At 57.9% G+C, this 17,134-nt stretch carries 17 protein-coding genes; 7 read left to right on the forward strand and 10 right to left on the reverse strand.

The features are described from left to right. Positions 1-251: 251 nt before the first annotated feature. Together M2Q46_RS00845 and M2Q46_RS00850 are read right to left on the reverse strand one after the other, a co-directional pair. Positions 252-1,238 carry a FecR family protein gene (locus M2Q46_RS00845; RefSeq protein ID WP_302356331.1) on the reverse strand — a complete coding sequence of 329 codons (987 nt, stop codon included), beginning with the start codon at positions 1,236-1,238 and terminating at the stop codon, positions 252-254. A 27-nt stretch (positions 1,239-1,265) separates the two neighbouring features. Continuing rightward, positions 1,266-1,772 carry an RNA polymerase sigma factor gene (locus tag M2Q46_RS00850; RefSeq protein ID WP_035268361.1) on the reverse strand — a complete coding sequence of 169 codons (507 nt, stop codon included), beginning with the start codon at positions 1,770-1,772 and terminating at the stop codon, positions 1,266-1,268. 196 nt (positions 1,773-1,968) lie between these two features. On the opposite strand from M2Q46_RS00850, the gene M2Q46_RS00855 reads away from it, so the two are divergent. Beyond that, the gene (locus tag M2Q46_RS00855; RefSeq protein WP_302356333.1) at positions 1,969-3,102 is read left to right on the forward strand and encodes an aminotransferase class V-fold PLP-dependent enzyme; all 1,134 of its coding nucleotides are present in this window, start codon (positions 1,969-1,971) and stop codon (positions 3,100-3,102) included. 99 nt (positions 3,103-3,201) lie between these two features. On the opposite strand, the gene M2Q46_RS00860 is transcribed toward M2Q46_RS00855, so the two are convergent. From M2Q46_RS00860 to M2Q46_RS00875, 4 genes are read right to left on the reverse strand one after another with little or no spacing between them, the layout of a single operon-like run. Beyond that, positions 3,202-4,692 (reverse strand): TolC family protein, encoded by a 1,491-nt coding sequence (locus tag M2Q46_RS00860; protein WP_256868597.1) that lies wholly within the window; start codon positions 4,690-4,692, stop codon positions 3,202-3,204. 10 nt (positions 4,693-4,702) lie between these two features. Then, positions 4,703-5,389: a MarC family NAAT transporter gene (locus M2Q46_RS00865; protein WP_009460989.1), complete on the reverse strand. Its 687-nt coding sequence runs from the start codon at positions 5,387-5,389 to the stop codon at positions 4,703-4,705. A gap of 20 nt (positions 5,390-5,409) precedes the next feature. Continuing rightward, positions 5,410-6,882 carry an amidohydrolase family protein gene (locus tag M2Q46_RS00870; RefSeq protein ID WP_083053824.1) on the reverse strand — a complete coding sequence of 491 codons (1,473 nt, stop codon included), beginning with the start codon at positions 6,880-6,882 and terminating at the stop codon, positions 5,410-5,412. Between the two features lie 41 nt (positions 6,883-6,923). After that, positions 6,924-8,558, reverse strand: a complete 1,635-nt coding sequence (locus M2Q46_RS00875; RefSeq protein WP_060186963.1) for a Na+/H+ antiporter — start codon at positions 8,556-8,558, stop codon at positions 6,924-6,926. 203 nt (positions 8,559-8,761) lie between these two features. On the opposite strand from M2Q46_RS00875, the gene M2Q46_RS00880 reads away from it, so the two are divergent. The 5 genes from M2Q46_RS00880 (at position 8,762) to M2Q46_RS00900 (ending at position 14,191) form a co-directional block, all read left to right on the forward strand. Further along, positions 8,762-9,016, forward strand: a complete 255-nt coding sequence (locus M2Q46_RS00880) for a YtcA family lipoprotein (protein ID WP_179136438.1) — start codon at positions 8,762-8,764, stop codon at positions 9,014-9,016. 7 nt (positions 9,017-9,023) lie between these two features. Continuing rightward, complete coding sequence (gene mdtN / locus M2Q46_RS00885; RefSeq protein WP_021446781.1) at positions 9,024-10,073, forward strand: multidrug transporter subunit MdtN; 1,050 nt, start codon at positions 9,024-9,026, stop codon at positions 10,071-10,073. Beyond that, positions 10,060-11,811 carry an FUSC family protein gene (locus tag M2Q46_RS00890; protein WP_052159193.1) on the forward strand — a complete coding sequence of 584 codons (1,752 nt, stop codon included), beginning with the start codon at positions 10,060-10,062 and terminating at the stop codon, positions 11,809-11,811. Before mdtN ends, M2Q46_RS00890 begins: the two co-directional genes overlap by 14 nt. A 316-nt stretch (positions 11,812-12,127) precedes the next feature. Further along, entirely contained in the window at positions 12,128-13,507 is a 1,380-nt protein-coding gene (locus tag M2Q46_RS00895) for an NCS2 family permease (RefSeq protein WP_035268349.1), read from the forward strand. Positions 13,508-13,576: 69 nt separating this feature from the next. Further along, positions 13,577-14,191 (forward strand): HAD-IB family hydrolase, encoded by a 615-nt coding sequence (locus M2Q46_RS00900; RefSeq protein WP_302356339.1) that lies wholly within the window; start codon positions 13,577-13,579, stop codon positions 14,189-14,191. Between the two features lie 201 nt (positions 14,192-14,392). Here the strand turns inward: M2Q46_RS00900 and M2Q46_RS00905 are convergent, their stop codons facing one another. The 4 genes from M2Q46_RS00905 to M2Q46_RS00920 form a co-directional block, all read right to left on the reverse strand. Next, the gene (locus tag M2Q46_RS00905) at positions 14,393-14,962 is read right to left on the reverse strand and encodes an HdeD family acid-resistance protein (RefSeq protein WP_009460967.1); all 570 of its coding nucleotides are present in this window, start codon (positions 14,960-14,962) and stop codon (positions 14,393-14,395) included. 326 nt (positions 14,963-15,288) lie between these two features. Then, positions 15,289-15,768 carry a copper chaperone PCu(A)C gene (locus M2Q46_RS00910; protein WP_302356342.1) on the reverse strand — a complete coding sequence of 160 codons (480 nt, stop codon included), beginning with the start codon at positions 15,766-15,768 and terminating at the stop codon, positions 15,289-15,291. Positions 15,769-15,788: 20 nt separating this feature from the next. Continuing rightward, positions 15,789-16,406 carry an SCO family protein gene (locus M2Q46_RS00915; protein ID WP_239055358.1) on the reverse strand — a complete coding sequence of 206 codons (618 nt, stop codon included), beginning with the start codon at positions 16,404-16,406 and terminating at the stop codon, positions 15,789-15,791. A gap of 56 nt (positions 16,407-16,462) precedes the next feature. Continuing rightward, the gene (locus tag M2Q46_RS00920) at positions 16,463-16,879 is read right to left on the reverse strand and encodes a hypothetical protein (RefSeq protein ID WP_035268339.1); all 417 of its coding nucleotides are present in this window, start codon (positions 16,877-16,879) and stop codon (positions 16,463-16,465) included. Between the two features lie 82 nt (positions 16,880-16,961). Between M2Q46_RS00920 and M2Q46_RS00925 the strand changes: the two genes are divergently transcribed. Then, positions 16,962-17,126 (forward strand): hypothetical protein, encoded by a 165-nt coding sequence (locus M2Q46_RS00925; protein ID WP_157664272.1) that lies wholly within the window; start codon positions 16,962-16,964, stop codon positions 17,124-17,126. The last annotated feature ends 8 nt before the right edge of the window (positions 17,127-17,134 follow it).

Below are 17,134 nucleotides of genomic sequence, written 5' to 3' on the forward strand. Positions count from 1 at the left end.
TTAAGGTCAAGGCACTCAAGTTCGCCTGCAAAAGGGGCGAGTGGCGACGACGTGGGGTAAAGGGGCTCACGATCCTACGTTTTCCAATGAAAATACATCTCGCGCGATAGACGCGCCCAGCCTTTGGCCAAAGGGACTCAGGGGGCTGTCCTGCACGGGATAGCCTCCTTCACCTACCTAGACGCACAAGGTGCTCAATCACCGGAATGAGAATCATGATTATTTTGTAACAGGCCCAGGAAGCTCTGTTTTTAGTGAGCCACAATATGCTGCACGCCCGACGCATCGCTCTGGACCCGGACTGGGGCAATGGCCGGTAAGGCCTTCACGACGGTTTCGGGTTGGTCGACATCGAAAATACCGGAGATACGGTGCTGGCGCAGGGCGGGGGCGTCCAGCGTCAAGGGCTGGGGCAGGTAGCGAGCCATTTCCTGTACCAGCACTTCCAAAGGCGTGTTCTTGAAAATGATCTTGCCGCGTTGCCAGGCTGTCAGGCTTTCCACGTCGGCCGTGTGTACCGGACCGGGCTCCGCACCTTGGCGTAACAGGACTTGTTGCTGCGCCTCCAGGAGGCGTTCCTGGCGACGCCACCAAGGACCGGACTCCACTTTGACCGAGCCGGACTGAACGCTGACTTGCAGGCTGTCTGCCAGCCGTCGCACATTGAAGCGGGTGCCGGTGACGGTTACGGTGCCCAAGTCGGTGCGCACGATAAAGGGCAGGGTTTGGTAGTGTTGGACGGCAAAAAAAGCTTCACCCTGGAGCAGTTCGATTTCCCGTTTGGAGGCAGATAAACGAGCCTGGGCGATGGTGTCGGTATTCAAGTCCACAACAGAGCCATCGGGCAAGGTGATTTGCTGACGTTCGCCTTTGGCAGTGAGCAACTGTACCGTTTCTTCTACCGGGTTCAACCAGCCCGACTGATGGATGGCTCCGGCCGAGAGGGCCAGCATGCCAAGCGCGCCCAAACCCAGTGTCAGATAACGGCGCTTGGGGGATGGCACAAGACCAGGGGCGTGGGGCAGCAGTCTGCGCAGGCGTTCTTCCGGGACGGCCTGGCTGGCGCGCCACAGGTACTCCACCTCGCGGTAGCGGCGCGCGTTGTCAGGATCAGCGTCCCGCCAGGCTTGGAAGGCGTGGTGGTCCTGCTCGCTGGCTTCCCCCGATTGCAGTCGGGCGAACCAATGAGCGGCATCGCTGGGGTGATCCAGTTCGTCGGAGGAAGAGGGGTGGGTCATGGCGCGGGCTTTGTGTACGACATGGCGTCAGTCAGGTACGTAATGGTGCAGCCGTTCATGGATGTGACGCAAGGCACGAGTCATGTATTTTTCCACCATGCTGCGGGAAAGGGCCATGTCCTGGGCAATTTCGGTATGGGTCCAGCCCTCCAGTCGATGCTTGATATAGACCTCTCGGCATTTTGGGGGCAAGTCGGCCAGCGCGTTCACCAGCGCGTCGGCTAATTGCTCAAACTGGGCGTGGCTGTCAGCCCCGGCCTGGCGCGGATGCTCGGTATCGCTTAGCTCGTCCAAGGGTAAAACAGTCAGGACGGTTTGGTGGCGATGGCGGCTGATCAGACGGTTGTTGGTGCCTCGTGCCAGATAGGCACGTGGGTTGTCGATCAGGGTAGTGTTGTTTTCCAGCATGCCCACAACGGTGTCGTGCATGGCATCTTCCGCGTCTTCCCGGCTCTCGGCCTTGCGCCGCCATACGCCAAACAGCTCGCTATACGAGGCGAGCCAGGCTTTTATGGGACGTGAAGGGTGAGACATGGAGCGGCTTAGCGGAGCAGGCGGAAAAAAGAATAGTGAATAATAGCAATAATTCTCATTCAGGTTGTTCTTGTTCGGCCTGTCTGTGCAATTTCTTCTGACCGGAAGGGTCTTGGGGTCAAGCTGCCCGTACCAAGCGGCTTGGTCTAAAATCCTTCGATCCTTATATCTTCTACATCTGAATTCCGAGGTTTTCATGTCTCAAACCAGCACTCCCGTTGATCCGGACGGCCTGCTTGAATATTCGGTGGTCTACACCGACCGCGCCTTGAACCATATGTCCAAGACCTTCCAGGAAGTGATGCGTGAAATCTCTCGCACGCTCAAACAGGTCTATCAGGCACATTCGGCGATTGTTGTGCCGGGCAGTGGCTCGTTTGGCATGGAAGCGGTGGCCCGTCAGTTTGCAACGGACCGAAAGTGCATGGTGATACGCAATGGCTGGTTCAGCTACCGCTGGACTCAGATTTTTGACATGGGTTCCATCCCCGCCAGCACCACGGTTCTGAAAGCACGCCCGATTGAGGAAGGCAAGCAGGCCGCTTATGCACCGGCCCCTATCGAAGAAGTGGTTGCCGCAATTCAGGCTGAAAAACCAGCTTTGGTGTTTGCCCCGCACGTGGAAACAGCCTCCGGCATTATGTTGCCCGACGACTATATGCGTCAGGTCGCCGATGCCGTGCACGCGGTGGGCGGTCTGTTTGTGCTGGATTGCATTGCATCGGGCACCGTGTGGGTGGATATGAAGGATGTGGGTGTGGACGTGCTGATCAGCGCCCCGCAAAAGGGGTGGACTGGCTCGGCATGTTGCGGTCTGGTGATGTTAAGCGAGCGTGCTCGTGAGCACATTGAGACCACGACCAGCACCAGCTTTGCCTGCGATCTGCGCAAGTGGCTGCAGATCATGGAAACGTATGAGAGTGGGGCTCATGCCTACCATGCCACCTTGCCGACGGATTCCTTGAAAGTGCTGCAAGAGGCGATGGCCGAGACGGAAGCTCTGGGCTTTGACTGGATCCGCAATCGTCAACTGGAACTGGGCCGCAAGGTGCGTGCCTTGCTCAGCGAACATGGTTTCCGCAGCGTGGCGGCACCGGGCTTTGAGGCGCCGGGCGTAGTGGTGTGCTACACCACGGACGACGGGATACATTCGGCCGCGAAGTTTGCCAAGGCTGGTTTGCAAGCCGCCTCGGGCGTGCCTTTGCAATGCGATGAACCTGCCGATTTCAAGACCTTCCGAATTGGTCTGTTTGGCCTGGACAAGCTGAACAATCTGGAGCGCTCGGTGGAGCGCCTTGCCAAGGCGCTGGATGCGATTGAAGAGCAGTAAGTTGCTGCAGTAGCGGTTGCTACATGAGAAGGGAGCCTTGCATGGCTCCCTTTTTATTTTTGCTCCCAAGTAGAGTGTGGCTTGCTTCTTCTTTGCCTACTACTTGGTGGCATCCCCAGGGGTTTTGGGGGCTTGATTGAGTTCGCCCATGGCAAAGGCCAGGTTTACAGAGCCGACCAAACCTGCAGTATGAGCCATAGTCTGGGCTTCTTGTGCACCCAATAGACCGCTGTGCGCTTCGGTCAGCAAGGTCATGCCGGTCAGACCTTCCTTATAGGATTCCAGCGCACCTTGGTAAGTGATTTGTGCCGCCTCGACCAGGCTGGTGGCGGCTTGATGAGACTCCAGAGCAGCTCGCAGCGCGTCGGCAGCGATGATCATTTGCTTGTAGGCGTCTTGTTCGGTTTTGGCGACGCGTTCGCGCGCGGTGTCGGCACGCAACTGGGCTTCGCGTACTTGCTTGTTGCGTAGCCCAGCGTCGTAGATCGGGATATTCAGGGCCAGCACGGCGCCTCGGGAGGAGGATTGCGGGCTGACTTCGGGCAGGCTGCCTACACTTAATGAACCCATGCGTTTGGAGATAAAACCCATCAAGGCCAGCTTGGGCATGAAACTGGCTTCGGCTGAGTCTATGCCTGCCAGGCTGGCCTGATGGGCGGCTTGCAGGGCCTGTACATCGGGCCGCTGGGCGATGGCTTTTTTCAGTGTGTCATTGCCAGGGATATCCAGATCCTTGGGCAGGGGGCGGGTGGCGCTATCGGCGACTTTCAGCTCCGTTTCCGGGGACAGGCCAATTGCACCCAGCAACGTTTGATAAGACTGACGTGCCAGAGTGCTGGCATTCACATGGTGCAAACGTGCCTGGGCTTTCAGTTGTCGTGCCTGCGCGACTTCAATCTGGGTGCCCAGCCCATTGCGCTGCCGCTCCAGGGCGATATCTTCAATCAGTGCCGCATTTTTCAGCCCTTGGGCAGAGATTTGCTCGCGTTGGCGGGCCGAGTTGTAGTTGAAGTAGCTGATGGATACTTCTGCAATCACGGCTTGATGCACACCGCTGAAGGTAATCCGGCTGGCCATGGCCAGTTTGTCGGCCGCCTCTTGCAAGGCGGCGCGTTTGCCAAAGTCGAACAGCAGCCACTTCAAGGTCAGGGAAGGGACGGCGCCACTTAAATGGGTGTCGTAGTCCACATCGACTTCTCTGCCCAGAATGTGCACGCTGCTGTCGCGGTCGCTGCGCATATAGCCGCCCACCACGCTGGCGGAGATCAAGGGCAGGTAGGTGCTTTCCACCATACCGGCAGCTTCTGCGGCTTGTTGGGCCTCGCCCCAGGCAATGCGGGTGCTGGGGTTCAGGCGCTGGGCCAGGTCGATCAGTTCAGGCAGGCTGTATTCGTGATGGGCTTGCACGCGGGGCGCTGGCTGGTTTTGATCCGGGCCGCTGTAGTCGGCCAATGTCAGGCGAGGTGGTTCCGGCGCATCTTGCTCGGGCATGGCCTGGGCCATGGGTTTGTGATCAGGCGCCGCGCAGGCGGCCAGAGTCAGGGCGGCCGTCACAGCCAGAGTCAGACGCAATGCAGGAAAACAAGTCATAGACATAAATTCAGGAGGCAGCAGAATGAGTCAGCAGCGTAGCAGCATACTGCTGTCCGCCTTCAAGGACGAGTTGTACGGCCATGCAGACCAGCAAGAACCCCATGATGCGTGAAATGGCATCGACGCCGTTATGCCCGATCACACGCACGATGCTGAGCGAGGAGCGCAGGCAAATGAAAAAGATCAAACCAATCAGGATGGCCAGAATGATGGGCGTGGCCACCAGCACCCATTCCGCATAGTGCCCGCGCATGCCAGCCATTTTGGAGGAGGCACTGATAACCAGAGCCATAGTGCCGGGACCGACCGTGGAGGGCAGGGTCAGTGGAACAAAGGCGATATTGTTGTGGGCAGCGGTGTTCTGATCGGCTGCTTTGGAAACCACGTCGCTGACAGTGGGGGGAAACAGCATGCGAAAGCCGATATACGCCACGATCAGCCCGCCCCCGATGCGCATGTCCACCATGGAAATGCCCAGTGCCGAAGTAATCCACAAACCGGCGTAGTAGGTAATCAGCAAGGCCAGAATGACATACAGCGTTGCCTGACGCAGTTGCTGCTTCTTTTCTGCTGCGCTCAAGGTTTCGCCCAACGACAGGTACATCACCATTGAAGTCAGGGGATTGGCCAGGGGCAGCAAAAATGCCAGCCCCAGACCAAGCAATTTGAATAACTGCATCACTTCGTTGGGCATGGGAGCTCCTTGATGAGGTTTCAGGCGGGCAGGGCGTTCTTGTAAATCTTGCCGTCCTTGATGATCAAGAGCAGGTTCTGTTCGGGCTGCTCCAGAAAGCTCAGGCTTTGTTCGGGTTCGCCATCAATCAACAGCAGATCGGCCAGGGCACCGGCTCGGATCACGCCCAGCTCGCCTTCGTACGGTTGGCGCAGGCCCGACAGTTGCAGCAGCCGGCCATTATCTCCGGTCGCCATTTTCAGCACCTTGAGTGGGCTGTAAAAACGGGTCAGCTTGGACAACATGCGGCCATGGTGTGGTAGATGGGCGGGGGTGAACAGAATGTCCGTGCCCCAGGCGGTCTGGATCTGATATTTATCGGCCAGTTCGTAGGCACGTACGGTTCCTACAGCAACTTGTTGTTGCTTGGCCTTGCTGCGTGGGTCGTGCTGGACGTTGGCGTCTTCATCGGCCAAAAAGGGTTGCAGGCTCCACCACACGCCTTCGCCAGCCATCATGCGGGCGGTTTCTTCGTCGGCAAGTTGGCCGTGTTCGATGGATTTCACGCCTGCCTTGATCGCACGCTGGATACCACGAGCGCAGTACACGTGCACCATCACGTAGGTGCCCCAGTCGCTGGCGGCGCCCACCGCGGCACGCAGTTCGGCATCACTAAATTGCAGTCCTTCCAGTGGGTCGTACAAGGAGGTGACACCACCCCCGGCCATCAGCTTGATCTGGCTGGCGCCCAGCATCAGTTGCTCACGAACACGACGCAGGACCTGGTCGGCGCCATCGGCAATGCAGGTTACACCTGCTCGTTCGGTATGGCTTAGCTCGCCTTCTGCGCGTGGCACTTCGTAGCGCATACGAAAGTCCGCGTGGCCGCCGGTTTGCGCAATCATGGCGCCGCTAGGATAGATGCGCGGGCCATGCAGCAAGCCCATATCAATACCGCGTTTCAAGGAGAAGCTGGGGCCACCGGCATCGCGCACGGTGGTAAAACCGCGCAGCAAGGTGCGCTCGGCCTCTTTGCTGGCAATCAAATGCAGGTCGGCCGGGTCGGCCATCATGGCGGTCATCTGGTCGACAGCGCACAAGAGGCTATGCCAGTGGGCGTCGATCAGGCCAGGCATCAAGACTTTGTTCTGGCAGTCCATGACGGTGGCGTCGGCCGGAATCTCGGCAACCGGCATGACGGCAGTGATGCGGCCCTGGTCAATCTGGACGGCCAGCCCGTTTTTCAGCTCTGTTGTTTCACCATCAAACAGGCGCAGATTGCTCAGGATCAGTTTGGGAGCCAGGGCGATGGGTTTCTGATCCAGGGCATTATTGGATTGGAAGGCCGGGCCTGCAGGGACCGCGCTGGGGGCGAAACTGGCTGATGCACTCAAGCGCTTGTGAATGAAGGGAATGGAGGGGTGGGCGCAAACACAGGCTGGCAAGCCGTGACGATAGGCTTGGCGTTGTTGGCGCAGGGCAGGGGACTGGCCCAGGTAGGAGTAAGTCTGCATGGCGTCCTAAAAAATCAACGATAAATGAAAGGAAGGCGGACTCAAGACATACGCAGTTCGATCAGATCCAGCAGGCGGACCCGTTCGCGAGCGATTTCATCGGATATCTGGTGTGTGCGAGCTAAGGTGTAAACGGCCTCACGCGCGGCGTGGATGGCCCGGATTTGCATGTCTTTTTCCAGTGCTTGTTCTGCCAGATCCGGCTCCAGTCCGTCGCCTTGAGGGCTGTGAGCAATAGTGCCCAGGACGCGGTCGGCCATGGCCGTGTAACGCGCCCCTGAGGACTCGGGATTGTGCGCAATCAAGTCATTCAATGTCTGCGCCACCGACTGGGCGCTGGCGTGCCGTACGGCTTGCTCGGCCCGTTCTTCCTGCTCCTGACGTCGACGCAGGGCAGGGAAGCTGACTCGTTTCATGATGGGTGGCAGGGCCAGGCTGGCCGTCAGCAGTGACACGATAATGACGACGGAGGCCAGGAAAATGGCCAGATCTCGGGCAGGAAAAGGACTGCCATCGGCAAGAGTGAGCGGCAAGGTCATGACACCGGCCAGGGTGACGGCACCCCGTACCCCGGCAATGGACAGCACCAGCACCAGGCGCGGGTTGGCTTGTGCGGTCTCAGCATCATGATGCAAGCCCAGCAGGGACAGGCCGCGTCGTAGCCACAGGTAAGCGTAAACGCATAGAAAGCGCAGCAAAATCAGGGTGGTACACATGGCGACCGCATAGACCAGCAGCCAGGCTGGATTATGGTGGCCGGTCTCCTGGACAACCTGTACCGCGCCGCGAAAGATAGCGGGTAGTTGCTCGCCCAGCAGGACGAACATCATGCCATTCAAACTAAGTTGCAAGGTGTCCCAGACGGTCTTGCGCTGCATACGGGTGGCCGCCAGTGCATTGCCCGAGAGCTCGGCGTAGCTCATGGTCACGCCTGCCGCGACAGCGGCCAGAATGCCAGAGGCCTCCATTTGTTCGGCCAGGAAGTAGGACGCAAAAGGCAGGAGCAGGCTGAACAGAACCTCTGGCCCTGGCTCTTCGCCCCAGCGGCGCACAAAGAGATTACGCAGAAAAAGCAGGGCACGCGTGGTCACTACGCCCACGACCAGGCCGGCCAGCGTTAGCCACAGGAAGTTCTGGCTGGCAGACGTGATGGAGAAAGAGCCGCCCAGGGCCAGGGCTACAGCAAGTCGAAACGCAACCAGACCGCTGGCATCGTTGAACAGGGATTCACCCTCCAGCAAGGCCTGCAGTCGTGGCGGCAGAGGCACGCGGCGGGTAATGGCCGAGACGGCAACTGGGTCAGTTGGCGAGACAATGGCGGCCAAGGCGAAGGCCACTGGCAAAGGCATGGCAGGAATGAGCCAGTGCAGCACGTGGCCTAATCCGAATACCGTTAAAAAGACCAGAATAAAAGCCAGAACCAGAATGCCAATTCGGTCCCGAATTAAACTTTCCTTGGAAATGCGCCAGCCATCCAGAAATAATAAGGGCGGCAGAAACAGATAAAAGAACAGATCCGGATTCAGGGTCATCCCATGATTGAACCAGCCGGCAATCAGAAAGCCCAGCAGAATCTGTACGAGAGGGGCAGGGATGGCAACAGGTATTATCTTGACCACGCTGTTGCTGATTAAAACGGCGGCCAGCATGCTTAAAGTCAGGTTTACGTCATCCATGGCAACTCTGTGTAAATAACCGAGGTTATTGAGACCCTATCAGAAAGATGTTTGTCACTATACTCGTGAAAATCATAGATACACAGTTGCTTAATCCGGCAGAGATATAAATGATGTCTTTGAAAGGGCTCAGGTACAATTCGTCGCAGCGATCAGGGCGCCATGCGCAGATCGGTTTAACAATAATCAGGGAGATGCCACGCATGCGTGCGCTACTAGCCGGTCTGGCTGTCTTGCCCTTGTTGGGGGGATGTTCTCTTGCCCCGTCGGTCTATGTGGCGGGTTCGTATTTCCCGGCCTGGCTGGTGTGTGTGCTGGGCGCCGTGCTGCTGACCTTGCTGATTCGTTGGGGGCTGATTCGTGCAGGTGTGGATGATGCCCTGCCCATGCGTTTGCCTGTCTATGCCTGCTTGACGCTGGCACTGACCTTTGCCGCACTTCTTCTTTTCTTCGAGTGACTGAGCCATGACCCAGGCACAGAAATCCTCCCCCCGTAAAGGCGCTGCCCGCCTGCTGAGCGTGCTGATTGTTGTCGCCGCCATTGTCTTGGCTTGGTGGTATTTGCAGCGCTCTGCCAACAACCCTTTGTCCGAAGACGCGGTGATCGGTGCCGATGTGGTGCATATCTCCAGCTCCTTGCCTGGACACATTGAGCGCATGATGGTGCGTGACGGTCAGTTTGTCAGCCGCGATGAACTGCTCTTTACCGTAGACCCGGTGTTTTATCAGCTGCGTCTGGAACAGGCCCAGGCTGAACTGGCGCTGGCTCAGGCTACGCTGGACATGAAGCAACGGGCTGTGCGCGCAGAAGGGCATAACGCCGTTATTGCCGATGATCAGATTACCCGCGCTAAAACCAATTTGACGATGGCCACGCAAAGCCAGCGTCGCTTGGCGAATCTGGCGGCCAAGGGTTATGTCTCCCAACAGCAATTGGATGAAGCTAATACCTTGCTGCGTGATGCTCAAGTCACCTTGAAACAGGCAACAGAGCAATCCGGGGCCGCTCAGGCTCTGGTCGGCAATACGCAGGCAGAAGAAGCCATGGTGCAAGCGCGACAGGCAGGTTTGGCGATGGCCCAGCGTGATCTGGAACATACTCAGGTCAAGGCACCGCACAACGGTCGTATCGTGGGCTTGCGTATCGGCTCGGGAGAACATCTGATGCCCGGCACGTCTGTCTTTACCTTGCTGGATACGGATTCCTGGTATGTCACGGGCATGTACCGTGAAACGGATCTGAAGGAGATCAAGCCTGGTGCCTGCGCCACGGTGTATGTGATGTCCGATCCTTCGCGCAAGCTCTCGGGCAAGGTAGAGGAAATTGGTTGGGGCGTCAGCAGCCAGGAGCAGATCAATCTGCCGCGCAGCCTGCCCTATATTCAGAAATCCATGAACTGGGTACGGGTAGCGCAACGCTTTCCGGTGCGTATCCGTCTGGATGCCCCGCCCGAGGACTTGATGCGCATGGGTGCCTCGGCCACCACCATTATTCATCGCGATGGCAACTGCTAAGACCGGCGTGTCGGGTCTGGCGCGGCTGGTCTGGCAAGACTTGCAGCCCACCCCCGGTCGTCTGGCGCAAAGCTGGCGCGTGGCAGTGCTGTGCGCCTTGATGGTGCTGCTGGCCATGAACTACGGTATTCCCGAGTCTGCCGTCAGCTGCTTTGTGATCTTCTTTGTGATGAAGTCCGATGCCGGCGAAAGCTCGGTACTGGCGCTGGCTCTGGTGGTGCTGGTGTCCATTGTGGTGCTGCTGATGGTGCCATTGATTCAGGTCACGATTCAGTATCCGGCCTGGCGTTTGCTGGCCATGGTGCTTACCTCCTTTGTGCTGTTGTTTCTCGGGGTAGCCAGCAAGCTGGGGCCTTTGGGCGGGATTATTGCCTTGGTCATCGCCTTTGTGCTGACCTTGTTGGGCTATGTGCCCTTTGGCGAGATTGCTACCCGTGCCGTGCTTTATGCCTGGTTGATGACCTGCGCCCCCATGGGCCTGGTGCTGATCTTCAATCTCTGTTTTGGTTTGTACCCGCACAAGGTGTTGCGCCGTGAACTGGCAGCGCGTTTGCGTTTGTCGGCCCAGGGTTTGATGGGGCAGGCAGATACGCAGGATTTGTGGGACGAACTGGCTTTGGGGGTCAGTGCACAACAGAAGCGACTGGGCTGGATACGGCTGTTTCATTTGCGGCCTGCACAAGAGCAGGCAGAACTGGATCAGGCCATCTTGAATACCTACCGAGCCTTGCTGGCGGTTGCCGTCTTGCGCGATCAGCATCTGGACAATGAGCAGGCCACAGCATTTGCCCAGATGTGCGAACGCAGCGCACAGGATATTGAACAAGGGCGTTTGCCGCAGATGAATGATCTGCCCGAGCTGTCAGCCTCCAGTTCTTTGGCCGAACAAGATTTGCGCGATGCCTTGCTGGCCTTGTCGGGGGCGGTGTCTATTGGCAAAGCGGATCCGGAACATGGCTCCTTCATGGTGCCCGACGCCTTTAGTAATCCTGTTTATCAGCACCATGCCTTGAAGGCGACGGCAGCTGCAGTGCTTTGTTATCTGATCTATAGCGCGGCAGACTGGCAGGGCATTCATACTGCCATGATTACCTGCTACGTGGCCGCTTTGGGCTCTACTGGGGAAACCGTACACAAGCTGACCTTGCGGATTGTGGGCTGTTTGCTGGGGGCGGCGCTGGGCTTTATCACCATCTTGTTTGTGATGCCGCATCTGCTGGATATTGGCGGCTTGATGGTTGTGGTATTCCTGGTGTCCCTGTTAGGGGCCTGGGTATTTTATGGCCCGGAACGTATCTCGTATGCCGGCATTCAAATTGCCTTTGCCTTTTATCTGGTGACCTTGCAGGGCTTTGGTCCCAGCTTTGATCTGGATTCGGCCCGTGATCGGGTGATCGGTATTTTGCTGGGCAATGCGGTGATGTACGTGATGTTTACCCAGATCTGGCCTGTCAGTATTGCAGGTTCGGTACGTCAGCGTTTGGCCAAGGCTTCTGACAGTTTGAGCGGCCTGGGCAGCTTATGGCAGGAACGTCCTGCCCAGGCGGTGCAGCAGTCAGCCAGCGTTGCGCAGGAGCTGTCGGCGGCCAAATATGGATTGGCTCTGATGCACTTGGAACCAGAGCGTTTGCGACCCGACCAGCAGCAGGCCCAGGATATGCAACGTCAATGGCAGCAGTTGCGCCAGCAGTTCATCGGCCAAGCCTATATGCCTGTATCTCGCCACCGAAGCGATTGATAACCCTCATTACCTAGAGGTGATTTTCCCGTCCTTGACGGCTCGTAGAATGGGCCTCACTTCCCATTATCGGGATCAAAAGAAGCGCCGCAAAGGCCTCGGTTCGGTCGGAGACACCCCCGCATACCTACTTCTTTCTGCCTATGTCTGCACCTTGTTGCGGGCAGGGCAGGACTCGTCTTTGCTCGGCGTTTTCTTTGATTCAGCGTGTGAGAAGTCTCTTGCCCCCTTTGGGGCTGGAACTGTCCATTACTGATTCCTGATGACGGCAACGTACCGTTTCAGACATCACAATACTGATAAAGGAGCATGAAGTATGGCTGAGCAAGAATCCGCATTGCGGCCAGGGCAGGAGGCCCTGGTCCCTCCGGTTGCTGGCGGTTGGTTGCAGAAACATTTTGCCTATACAGAGCGCGGCAGTTCTCTGCGTCAGGAGGTCTTGGCAGGGCTGACGACATTCCTGGCAATGGTTTATTCCGTATTTGTCGTACCGTCCATGCTGGGCAAGGCGGGCTTTGATACCTCGTCGGTCTTTGTGGCCGTGTGTCTGACCAGCGCTTTTGGCTCCCTGCTGATGGGGCTGTGGGCGAATCTGCCCATTGCGGTGGGCTGTGCCTTGTCCTTGACTGCGTTCTTGGCTTTTGACTTGGTGCTGGGTCAGCAACTCAGCCCGGCCGTCGCCCTGGGTGCCGTGTTCCTGATGGGCCTGATCTTTACCCTGATTTCCGCTACCGGGATTCGTACCTGGATTCTGCGCAATTTGCCCCTGGGCATCGCGCATGGCACGGGTATTGGAATTGGCCTGTTCTTGTTGATGATCGCTTCCAACGAGGTAGGTCTGGTGACCCGTAATACGGGCGCAGGTCTGCCGGTTGCTCTGGGGGACGTCACGTCCATGCCGGTCTGGTTGAGTGTGCTGGGTCTGGCAGCGATTTTTGGCCTGGAGCGCCGTCGTGTCACGGGCGGTATCTTGCTGGTGATCTTGGGTCTGTCGGCGGTAGGCCTGATCTTCGATCCCAATGTGCGCTTTACTGGCCTGTTTGCCATGCCTAGCTTGCTGGGCGAGAACTCCTTGATCGGTGCCATGGACATAGGCGGGGCCTTGAATGCGGTCGTCCTGCCCAGTGTGCTGGCTCTGGTGATGACAGCCGTGTTTGATGCGACCGGCACGATTCGTGCGGTCGCGGGCAATGCCGGGCAATTGGACAAGGATGGCCAGATCATCAATGGCAGCCGCGCCCTGACGACGGACTCGCTCAGCTCTTTGGTGTCTGCCAGCTTGGGGGCTTCGCCTGCCGCCGCCTACATTGAATCTGCTGCCGGCACAGCCGCCGGGGGACGTACCGGTCTGACCGCGGTGGTGGTTGGCCTGGGTTTCCTGATGCTGATCTTCCTGTCGCCTTTGGCCGGTCTGGTGCCTTCCTATGCGACTGCGCCTGCCTTGATGTATGTGGGCTTGCTCATGCTGGGCGGCGTGCGTCATCTGAATACCGAAGATACGGTCGACACCATGGCGGGTCTGGTGTGCGCCGTGTTTATCGTGCTGACCGTCAATATCGTCACAGGCATCATGCTGGGCTTTTGCACGCTGGTGCTGGGTCGCCTGTTCTCGGGTGAACTGCGTCGCCTGAATGTGGGCACGGTTCTGATTGCCATTGCCCTGGTTGTTTTCTACCTGGGTGGCTGGGCCTTATAAAGCAGGGCTTGGGAAGGGCTGGTGTTCCCCTTTACACTAGCCCTTTTTCTGAAAACCAAAGGGGTACCTGTGCTGGTCGCATTTGATTTTGATGGCACGATTACAGACCGGGACAGCTTGCAGGACTTTATACGTCGCATGCGAGGCTGGCCGGTCTGTATTCGTGCCTATTTAGCTTGCGTGCCTCGCGTCCTGGTCTGGGATCGCGGTCCGCAGCGTCGTCAGGCGATCAAGCATCGTTTTCTACGCAGTGCCTTGGGTGGTTTGAGCCGGGAGCAGGTTCAGGCTTTAGCCGACACCTATGTGCGGGACTATGTGCCGCAGATTATCCGCCCGGAAATGATGGAACGAGTCCGTGCCCATCGAGAGCGGGGAGATACGATGGTGCTGGTCAGTGCCTCGCCGTCCATTTATTTACAGCCCTGGGCGCAAGCACAGGGAATGGCTCAGGTGCTGGCGACAGAGTTGGCCTTTGATGATCAACAAGGTTGTGTGGGCATGGCCAGCGCCAATTGCTGGGGGCAGGAGAAGGTGAATCGCTTGCAGGCGTGGCTGGGCGATAAACCCGTGGAGCTGGATATGGCCTATGGTGATAGCCCCGGTGATGCGCAGATGCTGGCCCATACGCGTCAGCCCTGGCTGCGGGGAAGGGATGCCGCTCTGCCAGCGCTGGAAGTCCGATAGTCGATTGTAGGGTTTGCTCTGTACCGCTTGAGTTGCAGGCTTGGCAGCCTGGTGGCAGATCTACAGTCCAGGGCGGGAGATCAAGATAGCATAATGCCCGACCAGAAGCAGATTCTGGTCGGGCATTTTTTCGGAGTGATTTGCAGTGATTTGGTCAGCGGAGATCAATCCCGACGCAGGGGTTTGATCCTGGCCGATGGTTTAGTTCTGATTGCGCTTGATTGCCATACCAATCAACAAGCTGGCCCAACCTTGGGTCAGCAAATCAATACCCAGTATCAGGCCCAGAATCCATACGCTATTGCCGGGCCAGCCTGCGGCAATGATCAAACCGGCTGCCAGTGTAATCAGGCCGGAAAAGGCCATCCAACCGCCACCTGCCTGGGCCCGGTTCTGAAACCAGATCCAGAGTCGGAATGCGCCGGAAGCAATCAGGAAGGCACCAAAAATCAGGGTCAGGACGGTGGCACCTACCAAGGGGTTGCTGATGGCAATCAAACCGGCGAACAAGTACAAAATGCCGCTCAAGCTCCAGAACAGAAAGCCGCGCCAGCCTTTGGAACTCCATGCATGAGCCAGATGCAGCACGCCGCCTATGGTCATCAGGATGCCGACGTACACCACGCTGGCAACCGTGGCGCCAACCACGTAGATCAAGGCGATCAGACCCAGAATAATCAGGGCGATGCCCAGACCAATAAACCATCCTGGTTTCAAGGGCAGTTGACGTAGCAACTCAGAGCGATTGTTGTCATGTGGACTTAGAGCCATCTATGTACTCCTTGCAAGGTTAAACCGACGCTACGGTCTTAACTTTACTCCAGACCCGTGCAAGGGCCTAGTGATATGCAAAGAGCCTGCTGCAGAAACACGAAGGCCCTACCGTTGCGGTAGGGCCTATGGGCCGCTCTGGCGGCGGTGAACTGTCATGATGACAGTTTGGGAAAGCTGTGTTTCAGACAGCTTACTGACACTATGTCAGTGGTTTCAATGTACGTTAGCTAATCAAAACCAGCCAATTATGGAAAACCCGGAAGTCTGAAACAAAGCCCTTCAAACCGGTAAAACAGGCAGTTTGAAGGGGTGGGAACAGGGCCTTAGTGGCCGTGTGCGCCCTGGTGACCCTGGCCAGCCTTGGTGTTCAAAGCACGGACCGGAGCGCTGATTTTCAGCTCTTCCTTTTGACCGGCGGCACTCTGGATTTCCAGGGTGAGATCCACGGAACTGCCCGCCTCAACCTGTTTGTCCAGACCCAGCAGCATGATGTGGTAGCCGCCGGGTTTCAGTTCCACAGCCTTGCCAGCGGGCAGGTCGAGTTTTTCAACCTGGCGCATGCGCATGACTTCGTTTTCCATCGCCATTTCGTGTACCTCTACCTGTTTGCTCAAGCTGCTGCTGGCGCCCAGCAATTGGGCGTTCTCGGTAGATTGCAGCACCATGAAGGCGCCGGTGGCTTGCTGGCCGGGAACCGTGGCGCGAACCCAGGGATCGGTAACGGTGACTTCGGCCTGGGCCAGGGTGGGCAGGTTCAGCAAGGCGGCCAGGGAAAAAAGAGAGCGAGCAATAGTACGTTTCATGTTGGTAATCCTGTTGGGGTTCACTTGCTCAGAGCCAGTACCTGGCGGATATCAGCCACGGCTTCTTCAGCCGTTTGCGTATGACGCAGGGCGATCTGCAACTTGCCTCGTGTGTCATACACATAGGTCAAGGCGCTGTGGTCCATGGTGTAGCTGGAGCCGGTAGGAACCTTTTGATAGAAGACTTTGAAGTCGCTGGCGGTTTTGGCCAGCTCTTCCTCGGTGGGGCGCAGGGCCACGAAACTGGGGTCGAAAGCCTGCATGTAGGCCCGCAGCAGTTCGGGCGTGTCGCGCTCCGGGTCAATGGAGATAAACAAGACTTGCAGCTTGTCGCCATCCTCGCCCAACTGTTCCTTGATGTCGACGGCACGAGTCAGGGCTGTCGGGCAGACGTCGGGGCATTGGGTAAAACCAAAGAAGATCAGCACGATCTTGCCGCGATAGTCGGCCATGGTGCGACGTTGGCCTTCGGTATCCAGCAAGCTGAAATCCTTGGCAAAGTCGGCACTGCTCATGTCTACACCTTCCAGATTACGAAAGGCGGGCTGCTTGGGGGCCTTGTCGCCGCAGGCGCTCAGGACCAGAGGAGTCGCCAGCATGGCAAGCAGGAGCTGGCGGCGTGAGAAGGAGGCGTTCATAGAAATATCCCGCTAATTGACAACATAAGGTGGCTGCGCCGGGCAGCCGAGGCTGGTCAGGAAACGAGCGTGGAGGGGGGACCGCGCGCACTCAGGGGCGGGCCCGTCAGGGGAAGAACGGGAGCCGCCGCCTGTTGGGCAGTGTCCCAGGTATGTCGTGGTGTAGGTGTCAGATTCCAGGCAGGGCTGGGATCATCATTCAGGGCTTTTTGCGCCTGGGCCTGGGCGAACAGACAGGCGGCATGCAGGCTGTGTTGCTCGTCGTGCTTTGGGCCGCCAGGTAGCTGGCTGCTCCATTGCGCCAGGAAAGGGTCGCCCTGAACGCACAGGCTGAGCGCGGCTGCATTGGCCGGGTCGGCGCTGGGCATGTAGCCGTTGGGGATCAGACCACGCAAAAGCAGGGCGCAGATTGCCAGCACCAGTAAAAACCGGCTGCGAGTACCTGAGGTGGGGAATGCGCAGTGCCTGATCATGATCAGAGCATTCTAGTACAGATGGAAATCAGTTTGCCCAGATTCTGTGGCACAGTAGACGCCTATCATCAAGGAGCTTGATATGCGACAGATTTATGGGGTGCTGAGCGCCTTGGTCATGGTGCTGGGGCTGGCGGCGTGTTCAACACCGGATCGCTCTGCAGACAGCAGCTGGAGTCGACCTTCCGGCGTTGAAATCTATGGGGAAATGGATGCAGGGGTAGGGACGGTGCGGCAGTCCCGCTAGGGAGACTG

Source organism: Alcaligenes sp. YSL9, from assembly GCF_030515105.1.
Classification (GTDB): domain Bacteria; phylum Pseudomonadota; class Gammaproteobacteria; order Burkholderiales; family Burkholderiaceae_B; genus Alcaligenes; species Alcaligenes phenolicus.

Excerpts from the sequence above, each read along its gene's own strand:
- M2Q46_RS00845 (WP_302356331.1), bottom strand. The coding sequence starts at position 1,238 with ATGACCCACCCCTCTTCCTCCGACGAACTGGATCACCCCAGCGATGCC.
- M2Q46_RS00850 (WP_035268361.1), bottom strand. The coding sequence starts at position 1,772 with ATGTCTCACCCTTCACGTCCCATAAAAGCCTGGCTCGCCTCGTATAGC.
- M2Q46_RS00855 (WP_302356333.1), top strand. The coding sequence starts at position 1,969 with ATGTCTCAAACCAGCACTCCCGTTGATCCGGACGGCCTGCTTGAATAT.
- M2Q46_RS00860 (WP_256868597.1), bottom strand. The coding sequence starts at position 4,692 with ATGACTTGTTTTCCTGCATTGCGTCTGACTCTGGCTGTGACGGCCGCC.
- M2Q46_RS00865 (WP_009460989.1), bottom strand. The coding sequence starts at position 5,389 with ATGCCCAACGAAGTGATGCAGTTATTCAAATTGCTTGGTCTGGGGCTG.
- M2Q46_RS00870 (WP_083053824.1), bottom strand. The coding sequence starts at position 6,882 with ATGCAGACTTACTCCTACCTGGGCCAGTCCCCTGCCCTGCGCCAACAA.
- M2Q46_RS00875 (WP_060186963.1), bottom strand. The coding sequence starts at position 8,558 with ATGGATGACGTAAACCTGACTTTAAGCATGCTGGCCGCCGTTTTAATC.
- M2Q46_RS00880 (WP_179136438.1), top strand. The coding sequence starts at position 8,762 with ATGCGTGCGCTACTAGCCGGTCTGGCTGTCTTGCCCTTGTTGGGGGGA.
- mdtN (WP_021446781.1), top strand. The coding sequence starts at position 9,024 with ATGACCCAGGCACAGAAATCCTCCCCCCGTAAAGGCGCTGCCCGCCTG.
- M2Q46_RS00890 (WP_052159193.1), top strand. The coding sequence starts at position 10,060 with ATGGCAACTGCTAAGACCGGCGTGTCGGGTCTGGCGCGGCTGGTCTGG.
- M2Q46_RS00895 (WP_035268349.1), top strand. The coding sequence starts at position 12,128 with ATGGCTGAGCAAGAATCCGCATTGCGGCCAGGGCAGGAGGCCCTGGTC.
- M2Q46_RS00905 (WP_009460967.1), bottom strand. The coding sequence starts at position 14,962 with ATGGCTCTAAGTCCACATGACAACAATCGCTCTGAGTTGCTACGTCAA.
- M2Q46_RS00910 (WP_302356342.1), bottom strand. The coding sequence starts at position 15,768 with ATGAAACGTACTATTGCTCGCTCTCTTTTTTCCCTGGCCGCCTTGCTG.
- M2Q46_RS00915 (WP_239055358.1), bottom strand. The coding sequence starts at position 16,406 with ATGAACGCCTCCTTCTCACGCCGCCAGCTCCTGCTTGCCATGCTGGCG.
- M2Q46_RS00920 (WP_035268339.1), bottom strand. The coding sequence starts at position 16,879 with ATGATCAGGCACTGCGCATTCCCCACCTCAGGTACTCGCAGCCGGTTT.
- M2Q46_RS00925 (WP_157664272.1), top strand. The coding sequence starts at position 16,962 with ATGCGACAGATTTATGGGGTGCTGAGCGCCTTGGTCATGGTGCTGGGG.